The sequence below is a fragment of the Staphylococcus cohnii species complex 1663 genome (genome assembly GCF_041008415.1).
In the GTDB taxonomy this organism is placed as follows: domain Bacteria; phylum Bacillota; class Bacilli; order Staphylococcales; family Staphylococcaceae; genus Staphylococcus; species Staphylococcus ureilyticus.
Window position 1 is genome coordinate 1 of sequence record NZ_JBFDVL010000005.1, and the last position, 23,830, is coordinate 23,830.

Below are 23,830 nucleotides of genomic sequence, written 5' to 3' on the forward strand. Positions count from 1 at the left end.
TTAAAATAAAGGCTGAGACACAAAATATTGTCTCAGCCTTAACTATATTCATAATGAACAGTTAATTTGCTAATTTATTTCTTAATACTAATTGTAAAATACCACCATTACGATAGTAATCAATTTCTACATGTGAGTCGAAACGTGCAACTGCTTCGAAGTCAATAACTTCTCCATTCTCTTTTTCAGCAGTTACTTTTACTAAATCATGTGGTTTTACACTTTCATCGATATCTACTGAAATCGTTTCTGTACCATCTAAGCCTAAACTATCAGCAGATTCGCCATCTTTAAACTGTAAAGGTAACACACCCATCATAACTAAGTTAGAACGGTGAATACGTTCATAACTCTGAGCGATTACAGTTTTAACACCTAGTAAATTTGTACCTTTAGCTGCCCAGTCACGAGAAGAGCCCATTCCGTAATCATTACCAGCTAATACTACTAAACCAGTGCCATCTTCTTTATATTTCATCGCTGCATCATATATAGGCATTTGTTCACCAGTAGGCCAATAAGTTGTGAAACCACCTTCTGTACCTGGTGCTAATTGGTTTTTAATACGAATATTAGCAAAAGTACCACGAACCATTACCTCATGGTTACCACGGCGAGAACCATAAGAGTTAAATTGACGAATAGGTACGTCATGATCTAATAAATATTTACCTGCTGGTGTATCTTTACCGATAGCACCTGCTGGAGAAATATGGTCAGTCGTAACTGAATCTCCAAATTTACCCATAATACGTAAATTATTTAATGATTTAATATCATCAGGTTCTTTAGATAAGTTTTGGAAGAATGATGGATTTTGAATATAAGTTGACTCTGGATCGAAATCATATAACGGTTGGTCTGTTACATCGATTTCATTCCACATTTCATTATTATTATAAACAGTTTCATATTCTTCTTTAAACAATTCAGGAGTAACAACACTGTCTACAGTATCTGCGACTTCTTTAATTGTTGGCCAAATATCTTTCAAGTAGATATCTTCTCCATTTTTACCTTTACCTAAAGGTTCATTTTGTAAATCAATATCGACTGTACCTGCAAGTGCGTATGCAACTACTAATTGAGGTGATGCTAAATAGTTCGCTTTTACTAATGGATGAATACGTCCTTCAAAGTTACGGTTACCTGATAAAACAGAAGTCACAAGTAAATCTTCTTCAGCAATCGCTTTTTCGATTTCTTCTAATAATGGGCCTGAGTTACCGATACATGTCGTACAACCATAACCTACTAAATTAAATCCTAAGTCATCTAAATATTCTTGCAGACCAGAATCTCTTAAATAACCAGTAACAACTTTAGAACCTGGCGCTAACGATGTTTTAACATATTCAGGTACTTTCAAGCCTTTTTCTACTGCATTCTTAGCTACCAAACCGGCACCTAACATAACATATGGATTTGACGTATTTGTACAAGATGTAATTGCTGCAATAGCAAGGTCACCTGTAGTCATTTGTGTTTTAGAACCATCTTTAAATTCAATTGTTGCTGTTTTATCAAATTCACTCTCATCAAAACCATGACCTTGGTTACCAGCTGGTGCAGTAACAGATTTTTCAAATTCTTCTTTCATATCACTTAAGAAGATTAAATCTTGTGGACGTTTCGGACCTGAAAGTGAAGCTTCAACTGTAGCTAAGTCTAATTCAACAACGTCTGTATAATCTGGTTCATCTTTATCAGCAGTAAAGAACATATTGTTTTCTTCTAAATATGTTTTAACTAATTCAATTTGTTCGTCTGAACGACCAGTTAAACGTAAATATTTTAAAGATTCTTCATCTACAGGGAAGAAGCCACAAGTTGCACCATATTCAGGTGCCATATTTGCAATTGTAGCTCTATCTGCTAATGGTAGATGTTCTACACCTGGACCAAAGAACTCAACAAATTTACCAACAACGCCTTTTTTACGTAATTCTTGTGTTACACGTAATGCTAAATCTGTTGCAGTAGCACCTTGAGGTAACGCATTGGATAATCTAACACCAATCACTTCAGGAATTGGGAAGTATGAAGGTTGACCAAGCATACCAGCTTCGGCTTCAATACCACCTACACCCCAACCTAATACACCTAGACCATTAATCATAGTTGTATGTGAGTCAGTACCTACTAAAGTATCTGGAAAAGCAACTGTTTCTCCGTCTACTTCACGTGCGTGAACAACGTTTGCTAAGTACTCTAAGTTAACTTGGTGTACAATACCAGTTGCTGGTGGAACTGCACTATAGTTATCAAATGCTTTAGTAGCCCAATTTAAGAATTGATAACGTTCATAGTTTCTTTCAAATTCTAATTTCATATTTCTTTCTAGTGCGTCTGGATTCGCATAGCTATCTACTTGAACTGAGTGATCGATAACTAAATCTACTGGCACTTCAGGGTTGATTTTGTTTAAGTCTCCCCCAACATCATTCATAGCTTTACGTAATGACGCTAGGTCAACAACTGCAGGTACACCAGTGAAATCTTGTAAAATAACACGAGATGGTTTGAAAGGTACTTCACCTTCTGTACCTTTATTGAATTCTGACAATGCTTTGATGTGCTCTTCAGAAATAACAAATCCATCTTCTTGTCTCAATTCAGATTCTAGTAAAACTCTAATCGAATATGGTAATTTGGATATCTTTGTTAAACCTTGTTCTTCTAAAGTTTTTAAATCATAGTATGTGTATGATTTCCCATTTAGCTCGAATGACTTTTTCGCTTGCTCTTTTAAATTAGAAGCCATATAAATCCCCCTTGAAAATTTTAGTAAATATATGCCGTTAATTAAATTGTATAATTATATGTAACTTAAAACAACTACCTACCATTATAAACCTCCATAATTTAGATTTGAATTTACAATCAGCATGTATAAGCAAAACTTATCGCAAGTGTATCGTGTAATAAGTTATTATTATTAATTGAGAATCATTATCATTAATTTAGAGCAATTAGTATATATACAAAAAACTGAGAGCCTATGTTGGCCCTCAGTTTTTAAGACTATTTTTCAGATTTTTCAGCGTCTCTTAACGGCGCTCTTCTATTAATTATATCATCTTCAAAATCTTCTTGTTGATATTGTACATAATCTTGTAATCTGTGTTTGTTAGGCGTTAAAGTTAAGCCTAAGAATTTACGTTCCTTATTTGCATCCTTGTAGAAAGAAATCATCATCATTATAACTACAAAGGAGAATGGTAACGCACTAATTATCGCAGCACTTTGAATTGCATTCAACGCATCTGCACCATTTCCTCCACCTGCAAATAGTAATACGAAAGCAATTAATGACTGAGCAATACCCCAAGTCACTTTAACAACATTTGAAGGTTCTAATGAACCAAATGTCGTTTGCATACCTAATACAAATGTTGCAGAGTCGGCAGATGTAATAAAGAATGATGCAATGAGTACTAGTGCTATCAACGACAATATAATTCCAAATGGTATTTCATTAAACACACCAAATAGTTGTGTTTCTGCAGTCATATTGAATAGTTCTGGATTTTTCTTACCAGTTTCAATACCTAATACACCAAATACGCTGAACCATACAAAACTTACTAAAGCAGGTACTAAAAGTACACCAGCAATAAATTCACGTACTGAACGACCTTTAGAAACACGTGCTATAAAGATACCTACGAATGGACTCCAACTTAACCACCAGCCCCAATAGTAAAGTGTCCAGCTAGACATCCATTCACGTTTTTGTGGGTTTTGAGCTGCTGTATCAAAAGTATTAAATAGGAATGAATTTAATAAACTACCTGTTGAACTTGTCATCATATTTAATATCAACACAGTTGGTCCAATAATTAAAACTGCAATCATTAAGACCGCACCCAAGCTAATATTTAAATTACTTAAGTATTGGATACCTCTACTTAAACCTGACCATGCACTCATAATAAATAGAATCGTAACGATCACAATAATGATTGCTTGTACCCAAATAGTATTTGGTACACCAAATAGGTAATTCAAACCACCATTGATTTGTAGTGCACCCATACCTAACGAAACAGCAACACCGACAACTGTTGCAAATACTGCTAACACGTCAATGATCGTTCCGATTGGACCTTCTACTTTATTGCCTAAGATAGGGCGTAACGTTCTTGAGATAAGTCCTGGTTCTCCTTTTCTAAACTGAGCGTAAGCAAGTGCTAATGCAACCACACCATAAATAGACCACGCATGGAATCCCCAATGGAAAAACGTAGAACGTAATGCTTCAGTATATGCTGCAGTAGTTTTAGGTTCCGCATTTGGCGGTGCAGCAAAATCTGCCATAGGTTCAGCAGCACCGTAGAACACAAGTCCTATACCCATACCAGCACTGAATAGCATCGCAAACCAAGATATCGTATTAAACTCTGGTTTATCATTTGGTTTACCGAGCTTTAATTTTCCAATAGGACTAAAAATTAGGAAAATACAGAAGAAAACAATAAACGTCGTAAGAATTAAGTAATACCAACCCAATTTATCTGTAATCCATAGCTTAATTGTGTTAGTAACATTGTCAAATTGTTCTGGAACAATTGTCCCGATTAAAACAACGATACCAACAATAATCGCACTATAAATAAATACTGGGGATATCTTCTTACCGTTTGGTTGATTTTCAGAAGAATTCACAATTAATTACTCCCTTTCATATTCATATTAAATTTTAAATCTAAATAGAAATTTGCAAAAATAAATTTATTTCTATTTTTTAGTTTAACCATTCATAAGAATAACAAACATCTATGTTAATATCAAATTCACTTTTAAAAAGTATTTTCATAATTTAATAATATGCTACAAGAATTTAAAGATTTTGCATTGAAAGGGAATGTCTTAGATTTAGCAGTAGCTGTAGTTATGGGTGCAGCTTTCAACAAAATTGTAACAGCTTTGGTATCATATATTATCATGCCATTAATCGGTTTAATCTTCGGTACCGTTGATTTTGCCAAAAGTTGGTCCTTCATGGGTATCAAATATGGTATGTTTGTACAATCGATTATTGACTTTATTATTATTGCATTCGCACTATTTATATTTGTTAAAATTGCAAATACATTGATTAAACAAGAAGAAGAAGAAATTGAAGAAAACACAGTACTATTAACAGAAATTCGTGATTTATTACGTGACAAACAATAAACGTTAACACGATCTATTATTTAGTACGCACGTATTTTTGTAAGAAATTAGGATGAAATTCCTTAAACTATAATCCCGCAAATGAATTTTCAACATTCATTTACGGGATTATTTTGTGATTTGGACATTCTACCTTTAATTCATAAGACGAGCTAACTTGTTGCTATTTCCTTTTTATAATAAGACTCTTTGTTACAAATACTTCACCCCTAGTTTTAAATTTAGCGCTATTTGTCTAAGCTATTCTCAATAAAAAACAAGGCTTTTGCATATTATTAATAGATGATTAAACTAAACTTATAACCTAAATCAACATATCATCCATGTATAAACTTCCATTAAGTTTATTTTAAAATGAAATTATTTAAATAAGTATCATCAAATAACCATCTTCAATGCCCTTATATACCTATTTCTTTAAGATTAAAAACAGTGAATTACTGTTCATAAAGCAATTCACTGTTTTTATGCTTTTATTGTTTTATAAACTTTGTTTTACTTTGGTATTGTTCTGTCTGCACTTCTAAAATAAGTGGAATACGTTGCTTTAATTCACTAACATGAGAAATAATTCCAACCATTCTTCCAGAAGATTTTAAACTAAGTAGTGTATCCAAAGCAGTTTCTAGGGTCTCCTGATCTAAAGTACCAAATCCTTCGTCTATAAACATCGAATCTAATGCAATGCCACCAGATTCCTGTTGTACTACTTCACTCAGACCTAAAGCCAGCGCTAAGGATGCCTGGAAGGTTTCTCCTCCTGATAACGAAGTAATATGTCTTTTCTTATTAGAGTGCGAATCAAATACATCTATTTCTAAGCCACTATACCCTTTTGAAGTTTGTTCCCTTCTAACTAATTGATACCTTTCACCTGTCATCAATGATAAGCGTTGGTTCGCATGCGCAAGTATGCGTTCTAAATAATAAATTAAAACAAAATTTTCTAAAGTTAATTTTTGTTCATTTTTCCCAGATAAAACTTCTGCTAATTGAAAAACTTCTTGTTGTTCTTGTAGTTCTTTTTCTAAATGATTTATAATAGCATAAATATTATCAATTTTATTGTTGTTAAACTCAAGTTTATAATTATGTTTACTTAACATCGCTTTGGCATGATCTAGTTGTATTTTTTCCTGCTCATAATCTTTTTTTAATTGATTAATATCACATAATTTTTGGTCATTAATTTCTGTTTCCAGCTGTTTGATGATAATCTCAAATTGTTGTTTCTCTTGATTAAATTTGTTGATTTCTGCTTCTATTTTCGTTTTATTAGGAATTTCATTAATCGTGTGTTCTACATCTTTTAATGATGTAAAGCCAATTCTATTCATTTCATTGTTGATTTTATGGTCCGCTTCTTTAATATCCTTTTGCAAACTCTCTTCAGTATTGTCAAGATGTGTTTTGTTATTCATTTCAAGTGACAATGCGTTTTTAGATTCTTGAAGTTGCTGTACTAACCATTCATATTGCTTTTGATAATCATTGACTTTTACTAATGAATTGTCATAAGCAGTAATAAATTTATCCACGTCTGTATATTGTGTTGTATTTTCAAAATCATTTATCATCAATGTATTTTCATCTAATTTGAATTGTTGCGTTTTTAAATCCAATTCTAACTCATGTGATTTCTGCCTTAGATTAAAAATTTTCTCTTGAAGGTTTCTAATTACTTCATTTTCCTCTTCTAGCAATCTTTTTTCTTTTAATAAGTTATCTTTAGTTAATTCTAGCTCAGTATAATTTGTTTTTTCTAAATCATCTAAGTTAAATCTATGTAACTGTTCTGAAATGTGATGCCATTCACTTTCATATTTAATTTTTTGCTCTTTTAATTTTAGACGTTGTTGTTCTATATGATCAAGCTGACTATGTCTTTTGGTAAGTTCATCAAAATCTATATGATGTTCAATTTCATGAATTTCATTGCCACAAAGTGGGCAAGTATCACCTATAGCTAGCACTGATTGTAACTTAGATATCATATCTTGTTTATTATTTAAATCTATATTAGTTTTATCGATTGCTTCATATTTAGCGTCTAATGCACGCATTTCAGAATTAATATGTTCAGTTTGGTTTGTTATGTTAGTTTGTCGCTTTTGCAAGTCTTGATATTCGTTTTTATTCAACTCATTTTGTTTGTTAACCTTAATTTCATAATCCAACTGATGTATTTTTTCATTAAGTTGTTCATTTCTTTTATAATCTGGTTCTCTGTCATTTAATTTTTCAATATATTGATTAAGTAGTTGTTTTTGTTGCTCATACGTTGATTTTAACTCGACATATGTGTAATTTAAATTTTCTCTTTGTTGATATATATCTTTATACTTATCAAATTTATTGTAAAATATTTTAGAATTTTCTATAAATGATTTCGATTTCTCTATTGTTTCAGATAGTTTCTGATGTTTTTCAAATTGTTTCTCGTAGTCTTCTAATTGTCTTTGTAAATTTGAAATGACTGCTTTTGTTTCTGTTTTATCTTTTTTTATCTCATCGTGCTTTTTTAAAAGTTTCTCTTTTGAATCAAGTAAATTAGAAAGTGGTCTTACCTCATTGATCTCATTTAATAGTTTTATTTGATTTTTTATATGATTTTCATTGGATAACAAATCTTCTTGCTTTTGCTTATTTTGTTCAAGACTTGTCATAGCATCTTGAAGTTTTAAATTACGATTTAATAAATTTTCAGCTTGCTCAAATTTTTCAATACTTCTTTTTTCAGCTGCTAATAAATCATTTTGAATAGATTCGCCTATACTTTTGAATTGTGGTATTAATGCTTTAATTTTATCAGTTTGTCTTGAACTAACTTCTTTATATTCTTTTAACACACTATCATCAAAAGTATCCAAATCCATCCAATCCGTTTCAAGTGTATGATATCGCTTTTCAATATTCGCCCTTACCTCTTTAACATCATCATTTAACAATTTTTGTATTTCTTCAAATCTTTGACTATTAAACAATGTTCTTAGTATTTCTTGTTTTTCTATACTTTTAGATAATAAGAAACGTTTAAATTCACCCTGAGGAAGGATAAATAATTGTCTAAACTGTTCCGAATTAACTCCAAGTAACGTTCTAATAAATTGATTTCCAGCATTCACTTTACTTTCACGTAATTCATATGTATCTTCAAGTTGATAAATCGAAAGTTGACCAAGTGTTTTATTTTTATTGCCTTCTTTTACAAATGCACCTTGTCGATTAATTTTATAAATACTATCTCTCAATTTAAACTCGAACTCAACGACCATTGGTAATTTAGCATCTGCAAAGTGACTACGTAAATCCCCTTCGTTTCTATCTTTTGTCGATGCTTCACCAAATAAAGCGAACACAATAGCATCAAATATCATCGTTTTCCCTGATCCCGTTTTTCCGCTAATTAAAAACAATTGATCATTGTTTACTTGTTGAAAATCAATTGTTTCATCTAAAAAAGGGCCGAAATTAGTTAATTTTAAAGTTAAAGGTCTCATTTAGTCTGATCTCCTTCAAGTAAAAGATTTAATACTTTACCAATTTTATTATTTTGAACGCTCGTTAATGTTTCATCCGTCATATTTTCAAAAAATTTATTAATGATTGTTTTATCATCTAATTTTTGTATTTCTATATTTTCATGATGTAACGAGGTATTAAATTCAAACGAACTATTGGTAAGTGACAACGTGTTTGGATAAATTTGTTTCAAATGCATCATAGGATCACTAACATGTGACATGTGTTTTAGTTTAAAATGTAAATAATTGTTTTTATCTTTTATGTCTAATTTTTCTTGGATAGCATCTTCGTAGTCCCCTTCAATGACTTCTAATTGTCTTAAAGGGGTTAATGGTTTAAATTCATTTTTTAATTTATGATCTATCACTTCAATTACCCTATAACCTTTAGGTTGTGTAGCTTCTGAAAAAGAATATTGTAATAAAGAACCACTATAATGAATAACATCCGAATTTATACTAAATGGATGATGTAAATGCCCTAACAATACTGCATCAAATTGTTGGAATGAATTTTCTGCAACTGATTCAACAGTGCCAATTGTCAATGCTCTTTCAGATTCGCTGCGAATACCACCTTGGACTGTGAGATGTCCTACCAGCATATTCACTTTATTTTCATTTATATTCTGCGTTATAAATTCTATTGATTTATTCACGGCATGTTGATGCGTTTCAATCGTTTTATCATTAAAAAAATAACTTGTTTCATTCACAGTAGAAAATGGTAATGTATAAAAATCAATATTTCCAATCGAAATAGGATAACACATATCTTCTAATGAGGTTCTAATATAAAGTTGAGATTTTTCAAACCACTTTGAGCCATAATTTAACCGTTCTTTACTGTCGTGATTTCCACTTATAATCACTAAAGGAATGTTCATTTCTAAATTTAACGTATTAATTGTATTTTCTAATAACTGAATTGCTGCTTTGTTCGGATAACTTGTATCGTATAAATCACCTGCTATTACGATTACGTCTGGTTTTTCGTCGTTCATTTTATCTATAAATTGGTTTAATATATGTGATTGGTCTTCCAGTAAAGATTTTCCATTCAAAATCCTACCTAAATGCCAATCAGCTGTATGTATAATTTTCATTCTATCACTCCTAATAGAACATCCGTTCGATTTTATGATATAATACTCCAACTTAATACTCAAGTAATTTCTCAAAATATAAAACAGGCTACTTAAATTCCGTGATTTTTAAGGAAATTTAGTAGCCATTTGTATCAAGCATATTCAATTACACTAGTATTATTACATATTTCGCTTATTTAATTAATGTTTTCTTAACTTTTTTATATTGATATAACATAGCCAATCTCCAAGGTACAATCATACAAAATGCTAGTAAGAAAAACATGCCAGCAATTTCACCTGGATCTATTTTATTACTAATAAATATTTTTATAATCGTTCTAATCAACAATAGCGAAATTAAGATAATAGGAAAAGCTTTAGATCGCTTCATATATATTTCACTACCGTATGTCTCAAAACGAGACGTCCAAATCAATATCGTTGAGAAAAGCACGCCTAATATAATGCATTCTATTATTTCCATACCTGTTAACCTGAAATAAGGAACAACATACATTAATGCACCTGTTGCCATAAAAAACGGCGGTAAAATAATTTTCTTTTCATTTACTGGATATTGTTGCGCCTTCATTCTTACAACGATTACCCCAATACCCATTAAAAAAGCTACGACTATAGAAAAAACTAAATATAACATGCTTACACCTTCTTTATGTTACTGACTAAATCTCCACCTAAAATAGTATATCATTTTACTATTTAACATTCAGTAATTTTAATATGTTTCATTTGGTCTGTATAACATGTTATTTAGCCTTATTTGTAGATTTCAAAATTCAATTATGTATATATCAAATGATTAATGCCAACGTCGGGAGGTATTGATAGAAAATTACTCAAAATAAAATAAGCCTTGTTTCAGACTTATCTTATTCATTGCTATTTAAATAGCGCGTGTTGTATCACAAGCTGACAATGCATTTTCTAAAGTATATCTAAGATAATTCATATCATGCATTTGCATCGCATTGTGATATTCTTTGAAAGCTTCATCAGTAGAAAAGTTAATATGCATATTTGCTAGTCGATCTAAAACTTCTTTATCTTCCATGTCATAAGCACTCTTCACTTATTAATACCTCCCTTATATATACAAATTATAACAAATATGATTTTACAATCAAATATTTACTGAATATTTAAAAAATAAATTACATTCACTATCACTTTAATTATTTTAATGCCTATTTAAAAAACTTAATCCATCTATAAAATTTCGAATCATTAAAGTATGATTTGCAAATAACAAAATTAAGTAGCATCACATTTATATGACCGAACCTGGATTATATTCTCATTTTTTAAATATAATAGGTATTTGTTCAAACCAAAAAAGCTGACGATTTACTAGTAGGTAGTAATCATCAGCCTTCACAAGACGTTATTTCTTCTTCTTGAATGCGTCGTCTTGATTTTTATTCATCATTGTCATCATTTGATTTATTTTCTTTTGAGATGGTTTTTGACCCATCTGCATCATCATCATTCGTAGCATTTCTTCATTAATTGGCGGGTTCTTTTTCAAATAATCCATCATATATTTTCTCGCAAGGAAAAATCCACCGACTAGTCCTAGAATAAGTGCTAACACGATTAATAAAATTGCTAACCAAGTTGCCATTGTTTCACCCACTTTCCTATCCTAATGCATTTTACTAAAATAAGCACTCCTTTTCAAGAGTGACTCAATTCATTTATATTTCCAACCTTATGTATTATATCAATTATAATTTCAGTTTGTAAATATAATCCAATTTTTATTTATAAATAAAAATTGGTATGAGAACAAATGCTCTCATACCAAAATATTAGCTATCTTTTATACAAATGATTAGAACGATTGAATTTGATTTAGGACGTTTTCTTTAGTGAAACCATATTTTTCAACTACTAAATCACCAGGCGCACTTGCACCAAATCCATCAATACCAATAACTTTACCTTCAGTACCTACATATTTATGCCAACCTAATGATGATGCCATTTCTATAGCTATACGTTTTGTAATTGAAGATGGTAATATTGATGCTTTATATTCATCTGATTGTTGATCAAATGCATGCCAGTTAGGCATTGATACAACACGTACACCTTTACCTTGTCCTTCTAAATCTTTAGCAGCTTCAATAGCTAAATTAACTTCTGAACCTGTAGCTAATAATAAGAACTCTGGATCTTTATCTGATTCAAACACCACATAAGCACCTTTACGTACACCTTCTTCAACAGTTTCTTTAGGTAAATCCATTGTTGTTAGGTTTTGACGCGTTAGTACTAAAGATGTAGGCGTACTTTCTGATTCCATCGCTACTTCCCAAGCTACACGTGTTTCATTACCGTCTGCTGGACGAATAACATTCATGTTTGGAATTGCACGTAAACCAGCTAATTGTTCGATAGGTTCATGTGTAGGACCATCTTCACCAACAGCAATTGAATCATGTGTAAAAATAAACGTTGAATTTAATCCCATGATTGCTGATAAACGAAGTGCTGGTTTTAAATAGTCACTAAAGACGAAGAAAGTTGCTCCATATGGGTGTAAACCACCATGAGCTGCCATACCATTCACTGCAGCACCCATTGCAAATTCACGTACACCAAACCAGATATTTTTACCTTCAGGTGTATCTTTATCAAAATCAACCGCATCTTTAACGTTTGATTTATTTGAACCTGCTAAGTCAGCTGAGCCACCAAAGAATGAAGGCACTGTTTTACTAAGTGCTTGAATGACTTCACCAGAATCTGCACGTGAAGCACCACTATGTCCTGCTTCAAATTCTGGCAATTCATCAGAGTAGTTCGTTGGTAATTCACCACTGATTGCTAACTTAAATGTTTCAGCTAATTCTGGATATTTTTCACTGTATGTTTCAACAAGTTTATTCCAGCTTTCTTCTTTTTCATTAGCACGTTTCAACATTGTTTGTTGGAAAATTTCATATACTTCATCAGGTACGTTAAAGCGTTTTTCAGGATCCAAACCATAGTTTTCTAATGCTAATTTTCTTTCTTCTTCACCTAATGGAGCTCCGTGTACACCATGAGAAGCTTGTTTGTTTGGTGCGCCGTAACCTATGATTGTTTTTACTTCGATAATTGTTGGTACATCAGAAGCTTTAGCTTCTTTAATAGCATTATCGATAGCATCTATATCATTACCATCTTTAACTAAAATATGTTCCCAACCATATGATTCAAAGCGTGTTTTAACATCTTCAGAAAATGCTTTATTTAAATCACCGTCTAAAGAAATATCATTTGAATCATATAACACGATAAGCTTATCTAATTGGTTATGACCAGCTAATGATGCAGCTTCATGCGAAATACCTTCCATTAAATCCCCATCAGAAGCTATCACATAAGTATGGTGGTCTACTACGTTAGCGTCTTCTTTATTAAACTTACCAGCAAGATGTTTTTCAGCCATTGCCATACCTACAGACATAGCAAAACCTTGTCCTAATGGGCCAGTTGTTACTTCAACACCATCTGTATGTCTAAACTCTGGATGACCTGGAGTTTTTGAACCCCATTGTCTAAATTGTTTTAATTCATCCAATTCTAAACTACCTGAAACATGTAATAAACTATAAAGCAACGCAGAACCATGCCCTGCAGATAATACAAAACGATCTCTATCAAAGAAATCTTTTGATTGGGGGTTGAAATTTAAGTGGCGTGTCCATAAAGTATATGCCATTGGAGCAGCTCCCATTGGTAATCCAGGGTGACCTGAGTTTGCTTGCTCAACAGCATCGATACTTAAAGCTCTTATCGTATCTATTGCTAATTGATCTTTTTCTTTATTCATCTAAATGACTTCCTTTCTTATAGCAAGTTTCAGTACTATTATACCTTATTTAGTATTTATTTAACAAAAAATTGATTTAGTTATTATCTTTTTTATCTTTAGAATCTAATATTTTTTTCACCTTTTCAGGTGTTACATCATTGCCCTCGGGATCAATAACTCTTGTACTTTCAATTTGTTTTTTAAAGCTTTTTCGGAAAGAATCTAAATATGCCTTCCTTAATTTCGATTGCTCTTTTGATTCAGATTCAGTTAACCCTTGTTCCTTTTTCTTTTTTGCTAACTCATTTATACGCTTAATATCTACGGCATCATTTTTCGCCATAATAAACCTCCGTAATTCATAATATAGAAAATATAACAAAAAAATAAGCGAAACTAAATAGTTACGCTTATTTTATCATTTTCCTAAGCAAATTCACTTTCACAATAAAAGTGGCTTAATATTTTATTTGGCTTTAGCTAAAAATTGATTAAGTGTCCGTTCGCTTTTTTCATCTGAGTTCATTTGATACTGTTCGTCTTTTGTAGAAACATTTGTCATTTGATGATCTGTCATTTCGTACGTCTGTTCTGATTCGGTATTATAATAAGCAGTCAATATGAATACAGTACATAAAACCATTGTAGCTAACAATACTGCAATATAAGGTTTGATTTGATATATATATAGTTTAAACATATAAGTCACTCCTAGGAACGTTTGTTTGTAGCTATACTTTATCAGAACATCTGTTCTCTGTCAATACGAAAACGAACAAACGTTTGTAAACGTTAATAATACATGCTATAATAAAAATAAATTAACGTAGGGAGTGCCTATTATGAGAGAATTAACTAAGCGACAAAATGAAATTTTTGAATATATTAAGCATACTGTTCATTCAAAGGGTTATCCGCCAAGTGTTCGAGAGATTGGTGAAGCTGTTGGTTTAGCATCAAGTTCAACTGTGCACGGACATCTTTCTAGATTAGAAGAAAAGGGTTATATAAAAAGAGATCCAACTAAACCACGTGCAATCGAAATCGTTACCGAACAATTAGGTGAAACTGTAAACATGGAATCCACAATCCACGTGCCAGTCATCGGTAAAGTAACAGCAGGTATACCTATCACTGCTGTCGAAAATGTTGAAGAGTATTTTCCGTTACCTGAGCACTTTACATCTACACATAACAGTGATATTTTCATCTTAAATGTTGTTGGTGATAGCATGATTGAAGCTGGAATATTGGATGGAGATAAAGTTATCGTAAGAAGCCAAACGATTGCTGAAAATGGTGATATTATTGTAGCCATGACAGAAGAGAATGAAGCTACAGTCAAACGTTTTTACAAAGAAAAAACACGTTACCGTTTACAGCCGGAAAACAGTACAATGTCGCCAATCTATTTAGATCAAGTTGCTGTGTTGGGTAAAGTTGTCGGCCTATTTAGAGAAATTTAATTTTATAGATAAAGACACTCTCAATAAATAAGAGGCTACGCTCTAAGCGTAGCCTCTTATTTATTGTCATTTTTTTCTAAAACATCTTTTACTTTTTCTAGTATATCTTCTGTTTGATCTTTTTTATTTGTTGTCATAATACCTCATCCTCACAGAATACAGATACCCTTTTCAACAATGTATAAACACTATCCCGTATAATTTTCAGTCCAATAAGGTTGTTTGTGTTCATTAAAATCAACTCCGACACCTAACGTACTAAATTCATCTTTAAGGATATTTTTTCTATGGCCTAAAGAGTTCATCAATCCTTGATGAGCATATATACTACTTGGTTGACCATAAGCTAAATTCTCGCCAGCTGCATTAAAATCATGGCCATCTTGTTCTAATCTATCAAATGGTGAATCACCAGATTGATTATTATGGTCAAAATAATTATTCTCAGCCATATCAGTGCTGTGTTTACGTGCTGTATCAGAGATAGCCGTCGAATAATCTAACGTATTTAACCCATGTTGTACTCTTTCAGCATTGACCAAATCAAGGTTTTGCAGTTCAAAACCTTTTGCTAAATTACGCGATGGTGTTGCATATTGATTTTGAAGTCTATTCTCCATTTTTTCACTTACTAATAGTAGCGCAGTAAGATTATTGTCATTATGTTTGTCATAAAAAGCAGTTGTGTAAATGTTGTCTTTTTTAAAATTGTCAAATTCATTATCGCGAACGTCTATACTTAAATGACCTTTGCGTTTTGCAGTTATCGGATCACCTAATCGTTCTCTAACTATATTTTTAGGAGTATTGTATTTGATTTTAGATTTTGAAGAAATAACATTTTGATTACTGTATAGTCCGTTCACTTTACCTTTAATATAACTTACCATAATAAAACGCTTATAATTCTCCGAATAGTAAGTATACCATTGCGTACCATATTCATTTGAAGTAACACGTTTTGCCTTACCCAATTTTGTTTCAACTTCATCCTTTGACATATTCATTTGAATGTTATTCAAAGCAAATTCTTGCTCATCAGGTACTTTTAAAGCATTTTCAGTTTGTGACTGTTCAGAAGAAGACCAACTATCTACTTTTGCTTTAAATTGTTGCTGTAAATTTTCTAAAGGTGTAAATGCTTTGATTGGAGTAATTAAAACAATACAAAGAAATACAATTACATATAATAAAAATCGTTTAATTTTTTACACCCACTAGTTTATTAGTCTCTATCTCCATTAAAGATTGAGTTTCTTACTATAACATAATCCACTTTAGTTAATGAATTTAAATCATTGCCACCTGCATATGAAATAGAACTTTGTAAATCTTGTTGCATTTCAATTAATGTGTCTTTCAATAAACCTTTATGCTCAACAAACATTTTTTTACCTTCAACATTTTTGTGTTCACCTTTTTGGAATTCTGACGCACTACCAAAATATTCTTTATACATTTTTCCATCTAATTCAACGGTTTCACCAGGTGATTCTTCATGTGCAGCAAACAGTGATCCTACCATAACCATTGATGCACCAAAACGAATTGATTTAGCAATATCACCGTGAGTTCTGATTCCTCCGTCAGCTATTATTGGTTTTCGTGCAGCTTTACTACAATGGTTCAACGCGGCTAATTGCCAACCACCTGTGCCAAAACCTGTTTTAATTTTTGTAATACAAACACGACCTGGTCCAATACCAACCTTAGTTGCGTCTGCACCAGCATTTTCCAGTTCACGTACGCCTTCCGGAGTACCAACGTTACCAGCGATAACAAATGCTTCAGGTATGTGCTTTTTAATATGTTTAATCATATTAATGACAGCATCTGAATGACCATGGGCGATATCAATTGTTATATATTCAGGAATCACATTATCATGTGCTAATTTTTCAACAAAATCAAATTCACGCTCTTTGATACCAACTGAGATTGAAGCAAATAATCCTTTATCATGCATTTTCTTAACAAATGGTATACGCGCTTCTTCATCAAATCTATGCATAATATAGAAGTAATCATTTTCAGCGAACCATTCTGCTAACGTCTCATTCATTACTGTTTGCATGTTTGCAGGTACCACTGGCAATTTAAATGATTTTGGTCCAAATTTCACAGTAGTATCACATTCTGAACGACTATTTACAATACATTTATTTGGAATAAGCTGTATATCTTCGTAATCAAATATCTTCATAATTAAATAAACCCCTAACATTTATTAATAAAATAGTATTTAAAGGTAAGATTTTCAAATGAAATTCATAACTATAACTGAAAATACTTATACATACGATAGTTATTTCCGAACAATGACATTTAATTTATCTTTACCAATAGTTAATATACATGCTTTTACCTTAAATGTAAATGAACTAAAGTCTGAAATTACCAACTTGATTTTTTTACGCCTGGTATTTGACCTTTATGCGCATGTTCTCTAAATGCAATACGTGACATTTCAAACTTTCTGAGCACCCCTCTTGGACGGCCAGTTACTTTGCATCTGCGTGTCAGTCTTGTCGGTGAAGCATCTCTAGGTAATTTGCGTAATGCTTCATAATCTCCTTGCTCTTTCAATGCTTTTCTCAATTCGTAATATTGTGCTACTAAGCGTTCTCTCTTTTGTTCCTTAGCAATTTTGGATTTTTTAGCCATAATATTCTCTCCTTTTAAATCGTAATAATTACGTTTTGTATAATAACACATTCTCCTCATTTATCAAACTAAAATAATTAAATGATTAAAATCCAAATAATGATTATCAATTTAAAATATAATTAACTATACACTTTTCAAAATTAAATCTTATTGAAATTAATAATAGAATATGGTAATATTTTAAAACGTAATGATTCCTGTTAAGAAAGAGGTGTTAACTTTGCGCGTAAATATAACATTAGCTTGTACTGAATGTGGTGATCGTAATTATATTAGCACTAAAAACAAGCGTAATAATCCAGAACGAATTGAACTTAAAAAATTCTGTCCACGATTAAATAAATACACTTTACATCGTGAAACAAAATAATTCTGTGCTTTCATTATCTTTTTAATACGACACTTCAAGCTAATTGTCTGGGGTAAGACATCTCGGACTTAGCGTAAACGTCAATTCTATTTCATTACAATAGAATTGACGTTTTTTATTATATAGTCATTTTTTAAGTTTCAATATTCATTGAAAAAATGGTGATTTAAAAACTTTAGATACACAAATTTACTATCGCTTATTACAAATTATAATTTATTTACCAAATTTAATAGTTATTTAACAATAAAGTGTTTAATTAACACTTTTAAATAAGTTAAGCGTCTATTAATCATGGTCCCCAAGCCTTATAATGAGATCGTATATTAAAATATATGGAGGCATTTTATATGGAAAATCGTCATATTACTGAAAATCAAAAAAAGCACATAATCAATTCAATAACGGAGAAAACAAAAGATAAAAGCGTATGTAACTGTGAACATCCAAATATTGAAATATTAGATGGACATTATTTTCTACCATTGTTAACAGCTTCTTTAGGAAATGATCCAACACCTATGATAACTTTATTGTGTAATAATTGTGGGAAAATGCATTTCTATTCACAAAACTTCTTAGGTATAAAAACACGGTAAAGATTTTTAATAACTGTGTTATAAAATTAGGTATCATTCAGTCGAACATTAAGTTGTTAGCGTTAATTAAACAATTCTTTAATAGCTTACAATTCTCCAACTTTGTAAGCTATTTTTATAAATGGAACAACTTAAAAACTAAACCATACTTAATACTTCAGCACGAAATATAAAAACGGATGATTTTTTACAATATAAAGTAAAAAATCATCCGTTTAATATCATATACGCATTACAGATAACTCAAATATTTAGAATAAATGAACTGTTTTCATATCATTCTATACGCGAATAGAACATGGTTATGCGTGTATAACAAAATACACTTATTAATCTGCAATTTCTAGGTCTACATCATTAATGTCAATGCCTAGTGCTTTCGCAACACCTTTACCATACTCGCTATCCGCTTTATAGCAGTGACGAATATGACGATGTTGTACCTCTAAAGTAGTACCTTGCATTTCATTGGCTGTATTTTCAAAAATACGTTCTTGTTGTTCTTTTGATTGTAATCTGAATAAACGACCTGGTTGTTCGAAGTAGTTATCATCGTCTTCTCTGAAATCATATTCATACGCTTCTCCTTCAACTTTAAGCCCAGGTTTTTTAAATTCAGGTTGATCTTCAAATGAGCCATCACTATTTGGATAGTAGTGTGTACCGCCACCTTGATTATTATCAAGAATTCTCATTTGACCATCACGACTGAATGGGCAAATATTTTCAATGCCTACACCTTTAGGTTGGTTAACTGGGATTTGCCAATGGTTCACACCTAATCTATAACGTTGCGCATCACCGTATGAGAATAATCTACCTTGTAACATTCTGTCTGGAGAGAAATCTATACCAGGTACAATATTTGTTGGTGCAAAAGCAGCCTGTTCAACATCTTGGAAATAGTTATCTGGATTACGGTTAAGTTCCCATTCCCCAACTTCAATAAGTGGGTAATCGCCTTTATACCAAACTTTAGTTAAATCAAATGGATTATCTTTATGATTTCTAGCTTGTTCTTCTGTCATTACTTGTATATATAATTTCCATTTTGGATAATCTTTATTCTCAATTGCTTCAAATAAATCACGTTGTGATGATTCTCTATCATGAGCAATGATATTAGCAGCTTCATCAGGTTGTAAGTTTTCAATACCTTGTTGTGTTCTGTGATGGAATTTTACCCATACACGTTCACCTTTGTCGTTATACATTGAGTACGTGTGTGAACCAAAGCCGTGCATATGTCTAAAGCCTTTAGGAATACCACGGTCTGACATTAAGATTGTGACTTGGTGCAATGCTTCAGGCAATGATGTCCAGAAATCCCAGTTGTTTTGTGCGCTTCTCATATTTGTTCTTGGGTCACGTTTTACAGCGTGGTTTAGACTTGCAAATAATTTTGGATCTCTAAAGAAGAATACTGGTGTGTTGTTTCCTACTAAATCCCAGTTTCCTTCATCTGTATAAAATTTCAACGCAAATCCACGGATATCACGTTCAGCATCAGCCGCACCTCTTTCACCTGCTACAGTTGAAAAACGTGCAAACATTTCCGTCTGTTTACCAACTTCAGAAAAAATGCTTGCTGATGTATATTGTGTAATATCATTTGTAACTGTAAATGTACCAAATGCACCTGAACCTTTTGCATGCATACGTCTTTCAGGTATGACTTCTCTATCAAAATGAGCCATTTGCTCTAAAAAGTACCAATCTTGCATTAATAATGGACCTCTAGGGCCTGCTGTCATACTATTTTCTCTATCTGAAACTGGTGCGCCAAATAAGCTCGTCAATTTTTTCTTGTTACTCATAATATTTCCCCCGCTTTTTTCTTATTAATAATAATTATTACCTAGTACTTATTTTAATCTATAATATTTGTAAAAGCAACTCACAATACATGTATAAATAACAATTTTCAAAATATTTGAACATTTTATGGCTTTAAAGTCATAAAAAGCATTGCTCTTAAATCATAAAACCATTAAAATGAAGAATATATTTAAAATTCAATAGACTATAGGAGACTGTATTATGGCACAAAACAATATGAATCGTGGTCTAAATTCAAGACACATTTCTATGATAGCAATTGGCGGTGCAATTGGCACAGGCTTGTTTGTAGCTACTGGAAGTGTAATATCACAAGCTGGACCAGGTGGTGCAATATTAGCTTACTTGATTATTGGTGTAATGTTATATTTCTTAATGTCTTCAATTGGTGAACTTGCTACCTTTTACCCTGTATCTGGTTCTTTTAGTTCTTATTCAACCCGTTTTGTTGATAGTTCCCTAGGGTTCACCATGGGGTGGCTATATTGGGCAATTTGGCTATTAGTTACAAGTGTTGATATTATTATTTCTTCAAGTGTAATTTATTATTGGGATTTCTTCCAATTTTTCAGCCCAGTTACTTGGAGTATTATCTTCCTTGCTATACTTTTCTTACTTAATATTTTTTCTGTAAAAGCTTTTGGTGAAACAGAGTTCTGGTTATCTCTTATCAAAGTTGCAACAATAATTATTTTCATCGTTATTGGTGTATTAACGATTATTGGTATCTTAGGTGGAAAGACATATGGTTTAGGTAACTACGTAACAGGAGAAGCTCCTTTTGTAGGAGGTATCTCTGGCTTCCTGGGTGTTTTACTTGTCGCTGGATTCTCTGTCGGCGGTACTGAAGTCGTAGCCGTAACAGCTGGAGAATCTTCAAATCCAAGTCAATCCATGCCAAAAGCAATTAAACAAGTATTTTGGAGAATATTATTGTTCTATGTTTTATCAATCGCCGTTATTTCAGCAATCATTCCTTACACAGATCCATTGTTATTAAACAAAAGTGAATCTGTCTCACAGAGTCCTTTTACAATCGTTTTTGATCGTGTAGGTATTGCATTTGCTGCATCTGTTATTAATGCTGTTATTTTAACTTCATTATTATCTGCCGCAAACTCAGGTATTTATACTACAAGTAGAATGTTGTTCTCAATGGCTGAAGATAAACAAGCACCTAGATTTTTGAGTAAATTAAATAAAACTACAAAGTTACCTTTAGTATCATTGTTCGTAACTTTTATGATCGTTTTATTAATAATTATAATCGCTCAGTTTAAATCAGATATCGTCTTTTCATTATTAAATATTATTGGTTCTTTAGTCATCGTTGTTTGGGCTTCTAGTATCGTAGCACAAATCCGACTGCGGTCTGCGATAAAAAAACAAAACAAGAACCCTGATGAAGTACTACCTTATAAAGCTCCCTTTTATCCTTTAGGGCCAATCATAGTTATCATTGCGTTATTATTCTTATTCATAGGTAATTCAATTGGTGCAATTTTAGCAGGCGACATAAGTGTCTTAATTAGAAACCTATCGCCAATGATCATTTTAGCCATCATATATTTTGTCCATAAATTATTGCGACAAACTAAAATTGTTAAACTCGAAGATATTGATTTAAAAGAACATGATTATAATTAATGAACTGCACTGCAACAGTATTTTAAGATACTTTTTGCAGTGCTTTTTTAATATTAAAAACCTTACAGTTATTTATTACCTACCTATTCTAAAATAAACCTTTATCATGAGATTTTATAATAATTAAAAACATATCATATTTTCAGATAGTCAAAATTAGGGTATAATGAAGTTAATAATTTAATGACTTAGAGGTGGAAATTATGATTGGACAAACAAACCTATTTGACGATATTTTAGAAACTGATGAACGTTTCGTTATTGTTGTACAATCACTTGAAGAAAGACATGATCAACTAATCAAACGCACATTAAGAGAGTACCCAAGTTTAGATCACTCACAAATGGAAAGTCTTTTTAGCCATCTTAAAGAACTATTTTCAGAAGAAGCATTTGAAGACAATCAATCAGCGTTTTCAATTACGGTTTATACCAATTTAAATTATGCAGCAGATAATGTCTATGCGCATGTTAAAAGACATCGAGGTAAAAATGAATGGACACATACTGCAAAATAAGTACTTACTTAAGATGAGTCTGAGATATAAAATTCTTGGACAAATGTGACGTATTTTAGTGAAACGCTTGAGGGAACAGGACAAGCTGAAGACTACAGGTTAAAGCTATCATTCAAAAGGCGAGTCAATAATAGGAAGTATTAAATAAATGAAGCACTCAGATGATATAATTCAATTCATCTGAGTGCTTTTTTAGATTTGTGCCCCACTTTCATCTATATTCAGAATGAGGTTTTGAATAAGACTATCAATCAATGACACAATACAACATTTTAATTGAGTAAAGATTTTAGAGTATGTGGAATACCATCATTATCATTTGTTAAAGTAACTTCATCAGCAACAGCTTTGACATCATCATTTGCATTACCCATAGCAACAGCTTTACCAACTACTTTTAACATCGATATATCATTCGAACTATCACCAAAACCAATAACTTGAGATAAGTTTATATCTAATTTTTGACACAACTCGGTAATCGCATTTCCTTTCGATACACCTTGAGCCATAAATTCTAAGAAAAACGGTTTACTTGTAGTAACATCGATATTTTCATTAAAATGACCATCTAAATTATTTCTAATACTTGTAATATTTGGAACATAATCAATGCCCATAACTTTAGGTACATCTTGTTGAATATATGCTTTTAAATCATCTACCTGTTTCATTGGCAGGTCTGTGAGTTCTGATTCAATGTTCATATATTCATGCTCACCCTCATAGAGGATATAACCATCTTGATAAGTTAAAACAAACAAGCTATGTGCTCTACAAAAATCAACAATACTATCAAAATCAGATTTTGATACAGTGCGACTCACTTCCGCTTTTTCATCAGAAACGTTAACCGTTTTCCCACCATTATAACTTATGACATAACTTTTATATTGGTCTAATTTCAAATGTTTTGCTGTAGGCATCATACCATCTGTTGGTCGACCTGAAGCAAGTACAACTTTATAACCTTGCGCTTGGATATTCATTAAATACTTGGCTGTTTCAGCGCTAACTTCGTTATCCGAAGTCATTAATGTATCATCCATATCCATCACTATTAATTTATATCCCATCTTATAATCTCCTTTCAACATCTACAAAA

Annotated in this window: 21 protein-coding genes; 6 read left to right on the plus strand and 15 right to left on the minus strand. The window is 31.8% G+C overall.

Annotation, left to right across the window (positions count from 1 at the left end; genetic code table 11):
- Window positions 1-61: 61 nt before the first annotated feature.
- Entirely contained in the window at window positions 62-2,764 is a 2,703-nt protein-coding gene (gene acnA / locus AB1J10_RS07120; protein WP_046208556.1) for an aconitate hydratase AcnA, read from the minus strand.
- Between the two features lie 260 nt (window positions 2,765-3,024).
- The gene (locus AB1J10_RS07125; protein ID WP_438873764.1) at window positions 3,025-4,668 is read right to left on the minus strand and encodes a BCCT family transporter; all 1,644 of its coding nucleotides are present in this window, start codon (window positions 4,666-4,668) and stop codon (window positions 3,025-3,027) included.
- A gap of 162 nt (window positions 4,669-4,830) precedes the next feature.
- Here AB1J10_RS07125 and mscL point away from each other — a divergent pair, with 162 nt between their 5' ends.
- Window positions 4,831-5,181 (plus strand): large conductance mechanosensitive channel protein MscL, encoded by a 351-nt coding sequence (gene mscL / locus AB1J10_RS07130; protein ID WP_046208558.1) that lies wholly within the window; start codon window positions 4,831-4,833, stop codon window positions 5,179-5,181.
- 473 nt (window positions 5,182-5,654) lie between these two features.
- On the opposite strand, the gene sbcC is transcribed toward mscL, so the two are convergent.
- From sbcC to sosA, 8 genes are all read right to left on the minus strand, one after another.
- Complete coding sequence (gene sbcC, locus AB1J10_RS07135) at window positions 5,655-8,681, minus strand: exonuclease subunit SbcC (protein WP_070037778.1); 3,027 nt, start codon at window positions 8,679-8,681, stop codon at window positions 5,655-5,657.
- Complete coding sequence (gene sbcD, locus AB1J10_RS07140) at window positions 8,678-9,811, minus strand: exonuclease subunit SbcD (protein WP_070037781.1); 1,134 nt, start codon at window positions 9,809-9,811, stop codon at window positions 8,678-8,680. Before sbcD ends, sbcC begins: the two co-directional genes overlap by 4 nt.
- 175 nt (window positions 9,812-9,986) lie before the next feature.
- The gene (locus AB1J10_RS07145) at window positions 9,987-10,454 is read right to left on the minus strand and encodes a CcdC family protein (protein WP_046208561.1); all 468 of its coding nucleotides are present in this window, start codon (window positions 10,452-10,454) and stop codon (window positions 9,987-9,989) included.
- A gap of 246 nt (window positions 10,455-10,700) precedes the next feature.
- Window positions 10,701-10,886, minus strand: coding sequence for a hypothetical protein (locus tag AB1J10_RS07150; RefSeq protein WP_046208562.1), 186 nt, complete (start codon window positions 10,884-10,886; stop codon window positions 10,701-10,703).
- A 312-nt stretch (window positions 10,887-11,198) separates the two neighbouring features.
- Entirely contained in the window at window positions 11,199-11,438 is a 240-nt protein-coding gene (locus tag AB1J10_RS07155) for a YneF family protein (RefSeq protein ID WP_019467986.1), read from the minus strand.
- Between the two features lie 210 nt (window positions 11,439-11,648).
- Window positions 11,649-13,637 (minus strand): transketolase, encoded by a 1,989-nt coding sequence (tkt, locus tag AB1J10_RS07160; RefSeq protein WP_070037784.1) that lies wholly within the window; start codon window positions 13,635-13,637, stop codon window positions 11,649-11,651.
- Window positions 13,638-13,713: 76 nt separating this feature from the next.
- The gene (locus AB1J10_RS07165; RefSeq protein WP_046208564.1) at window positions 13,714-13,962 is read right to left on the minus strand and encodes a DUF896 domain-containing protein; all 249 of its coding nucleotides are present in this window, start codon (window positions 13,960-13,962) and stop codon (window positions 13,714-13,716) included.
- 123 nt (window positions 13,963-14,085) lie between these two features.
- Window positions 14,086-14,319: a DNA damage-induced cell division inhibitor SosA gene (sosA, locus tag AB1J10_RS07170; protein ID WP_064209002.1), complete on the minus strand. Its 234-nt coding sequence runs from the start codon at window positions 14,317-14,319 to the stop codon at window positions 14,086-14,088.
- Between the two features lie 142 nt (window positions 14,320-14,461).
- Between sosA and lexA the strand changes: the two genes are divergently transcribed.
- Window positions 14,462-15,085 (plus strand): transcriptional repressor LexA, encoded by a 624-nt coding sequence (gene lexA, locus AB1J10_RS07175; RefSeq protein ID WP_064209003.1) that lies wholly within the window; start codon window positions 14,462-14,464, stop codon window positions 15,083-15,085.
- 188 nt (window positions 15,086-15,273) lie between these two features.
- On the opposite strand, the gene AB1J10_RS07180 is transcribed toward lexA, so the two are convergent.
- The 3 genes from AB1J10_RS07180 to rpsN all read right to left on the minus strand — a co-directional run bounded on the left by AB1J10_RS07180 (window position 15,274) and on the right by rpsN (window position 17,749).
- Window positions 15,274-16,290 (minus strand): CAP-associated domain-containing protein, encoded by a 1,017-nt coding sequence (locus tag AB1J10_RS07180; protein ID WP_046208567.1) that lies wholly within the window; start codon window positions 16,288-16,290, stop codon window positions 15,274-15,276.
- A gap of 20 nt (window positions 16,291-16,310) precedes the next feature.
- On the minus strand, window positions 16,311-17,288 hold the full coding sequence (gene guaC / locus AB1J10_RS07185) for a GMP reductase (protein ID WP_046208568.1): 978 nt from the start codon (window positions 17,286-17,288) through the stop codon (window positions 16,311-16,313).
- A 191-nt stretch (window positions 17,289-17,479) separates the two neighbouring features.
- A complete protein-coding gene (gene rpsN, locus AB1J10_RS07190) occupies window positions 17,480-17,749 on the minus strand; it encodes a 30S ribosomal protein S14 (RefSeq protein ID WP_046208569.1) in 270 nt (89 codons plus the stop codon).
- A gap of 223 nt (window positions 17,750-17,972) precedes the next feature.
- On the opposite strand from rpsN, the gene rpmG reads away from it, so the two are divergent.
- Window positions 17,973-18,122 carry a 50S ribosomal protein L33 gene (rpmG, locus tag AB1J10_RS07195; protein WP_017724369.1) on the plus strand — a complete coding sequence of 50 codons (150 nt, stop codon included), beginning with the start codon at window positions 17,973-17,975 and terminating at the stop codon, window positions 18,120-18,122.
- Between the two features lie 350 nt (window positions 18,123-18,472).
- Window positions 18,473-18,721 (plus strand): hypothetical protein, encoded by a 249-nt coding sequence (locus AB1J10_RS07200; RefSeq protein ID WP_064209005.1) that lies wholly within the window; start codon window positions 18,473-18,475, stop codon window positions 18,719-18,721.
- A 329-nt stretch (window positions 18,722-19,050) separates the two neighbouring features.
- Here AB1J10_RS07200 and AB1J10_RS07205 read toward each other — a convergent pair whose 3' ends face one another.
- Complete coding sequence (locus AB1J10_RS07205) at window positions 19,051-20,538, minus strand: catalase (protein WP_046208571.1); 1,488 nt, start codon at window positions 20,536-20,538, stop codon at window positions 19,051-19,053.
- 223 nt (window positions 20,539-20,761) lie between these two features.
- Here AB1J10_RS07205 and AB1J10_RS07210 point away from each other — a divergent pair, with 223 nt between their 5' ends.
- On the plus strand, window positions 20,762-22,207 hold the full coding sequence (locus AB1J10_RS07210; protein ID WP_046208572.1) for an amino acid permease: 1,446 nt from the start codon (window positions 20,762-20,764) through the stop codon (window positions 22,205-22,207).
- 203 nt (window positions 22,208-22,410) lie between these two features.
- On the plus strand, window positions 22,411-22,725 hold the full coding sequence (locus tag AB1J10_RS07215) for a hypothetical protein (protein WP_046208573.1): 315 nt from the start codon (window positions 22,411-22,413) through the stop codon (window positions 22,723-22,725).
- A gap of 272 nt (window positions 22,726-22,997) precedes the next feature.
- Here the strand turns inward: AB1J10_RS07215 and AB1J10_RS07220 are convergent, their stop codons facing one another.
- Window positions 22,998-23,801 carry a Cof-type HAD-IIB family hydrolase gene (locus tag AB1J10_RS07220; RefSeq protein ID WP_369003071.1) on the minus strand — a complete coding sequence of 268 codons (804 nt, stop codon included), beginning with the start codon at window positions 23,799-23,801 and terminating at the stop codon, window positions 22,998-23,000.
- Window positions 23,802-23,830 lie beyond the last annotated feature (29 nt).

Coding starts and splice junctions, on each gene's coding strand:
- guaC (WP_046208568.1), bottom strand. CDS start 17,288: ATGAAGATATTTGATTACGAAGATATACAGCTTATTCCAAATAAATGT.
- AB1J10_RS07205 (WP_046208571.1), bottom strand. CDS start 20,538: ATGAGTAACAAGAAAAAATTGACGAGCTTATTTGGCGCACCAGTTTCA.
- AB1J10_RS07200 (WP_064209005.1), top strand. CDS start 18,473: ATGGAAAATCGTCATATTACTGAAAATCAAAAAAAGCACATAATCAAT.
- AB1J10_RS07155 (WP_019467986.1), bottom strand. CDS start 11,438: ATGGCAACTTGGTTAGCAATTTTATTAATCGTGTTAGCACTTATTCTA.
- AB1J10_RS07215 (WP_046208573.1), top strand. CDS start 22,411: ATGATTGGACAAACAAACCTATTTGACGATATTTTAGAAACTGATGAA.
- acnA (WP_046208556.1), bottom strand. CDS start 2,764: ATGGCTTCTAATTTAAAAGAGCAAGCGAAAAAGTCATTCGAGCTAAAT.
- AB1J10_RS07145 (WP_046208561.1), bottom strand. CDS start 10,454: ATGTTATATTTAGTTTTTTCTATAGTCGTAGCTTTTTTAATGGGTATT.
- mscL (WP_046208558.1), top strand. CDS start 4,831: ATGCTACAAGAATTTAAAGATTTTGCATTGAAAGGGAATGTCTTAGAT.
- lexA (WP_064209003.1), top strand. CDS start 14,462: ATGAGAGAATTAACTAAGCGACAAAATGAAATTTTTGAATATATTAAG.
- sosA (WP_064209002.1), bottom strand. CDS start 14,319: ATGTTTAAACTATATATATATCAAATCAAACCTTATATTGCAGTATTG.
- AB1J10_RS07165 (WP_046208564.1), bottom strand. CDS start 13,962: ATGGCGAAAAATGATGCCGTAGATATTAAGCGTATAAATGAGTTAGCA.
- sbcC (WP_070037778.1), bottom strand. CDS start 8,681: ATGAGACCTTTAACTTTAAAATTAACTAATTTCGGCCCTTTTTTAGAT.
- tkt (WP_070037784.1), bottom strand. CDS start 13,637: ATGAATAAAGAAAAAGATCAATTAGCAATAGATACGATAAGAGCTTTA.
- sbcD (WP_070037781.1), bottom strand. CDS start 9,811: ATGAAAATTATACATACAGCTGATTGGCATTTAGGTAGGATTTTGAAT.
- AB1J10_RS07220 (WP_369003071.1), bottom strand. CDS start 23,801: ATGGGATATAAATTAATAGTGATGGATATGGATGATACATTAATGACT.
- rpsN (WP_046208569.1), bottom strand. CDS start 17,749: ATGGCTAAAAAATCCAAAATTGCTAAGGAACAAAAGAGAGAACGCTTA.
- AB1J10_RS07210 (WP_046208572.1), top strand. CDS start 20,762: ATGGCACAAAACAATATGAATCGTGGTCTAAATTCAAGACACATTTCT.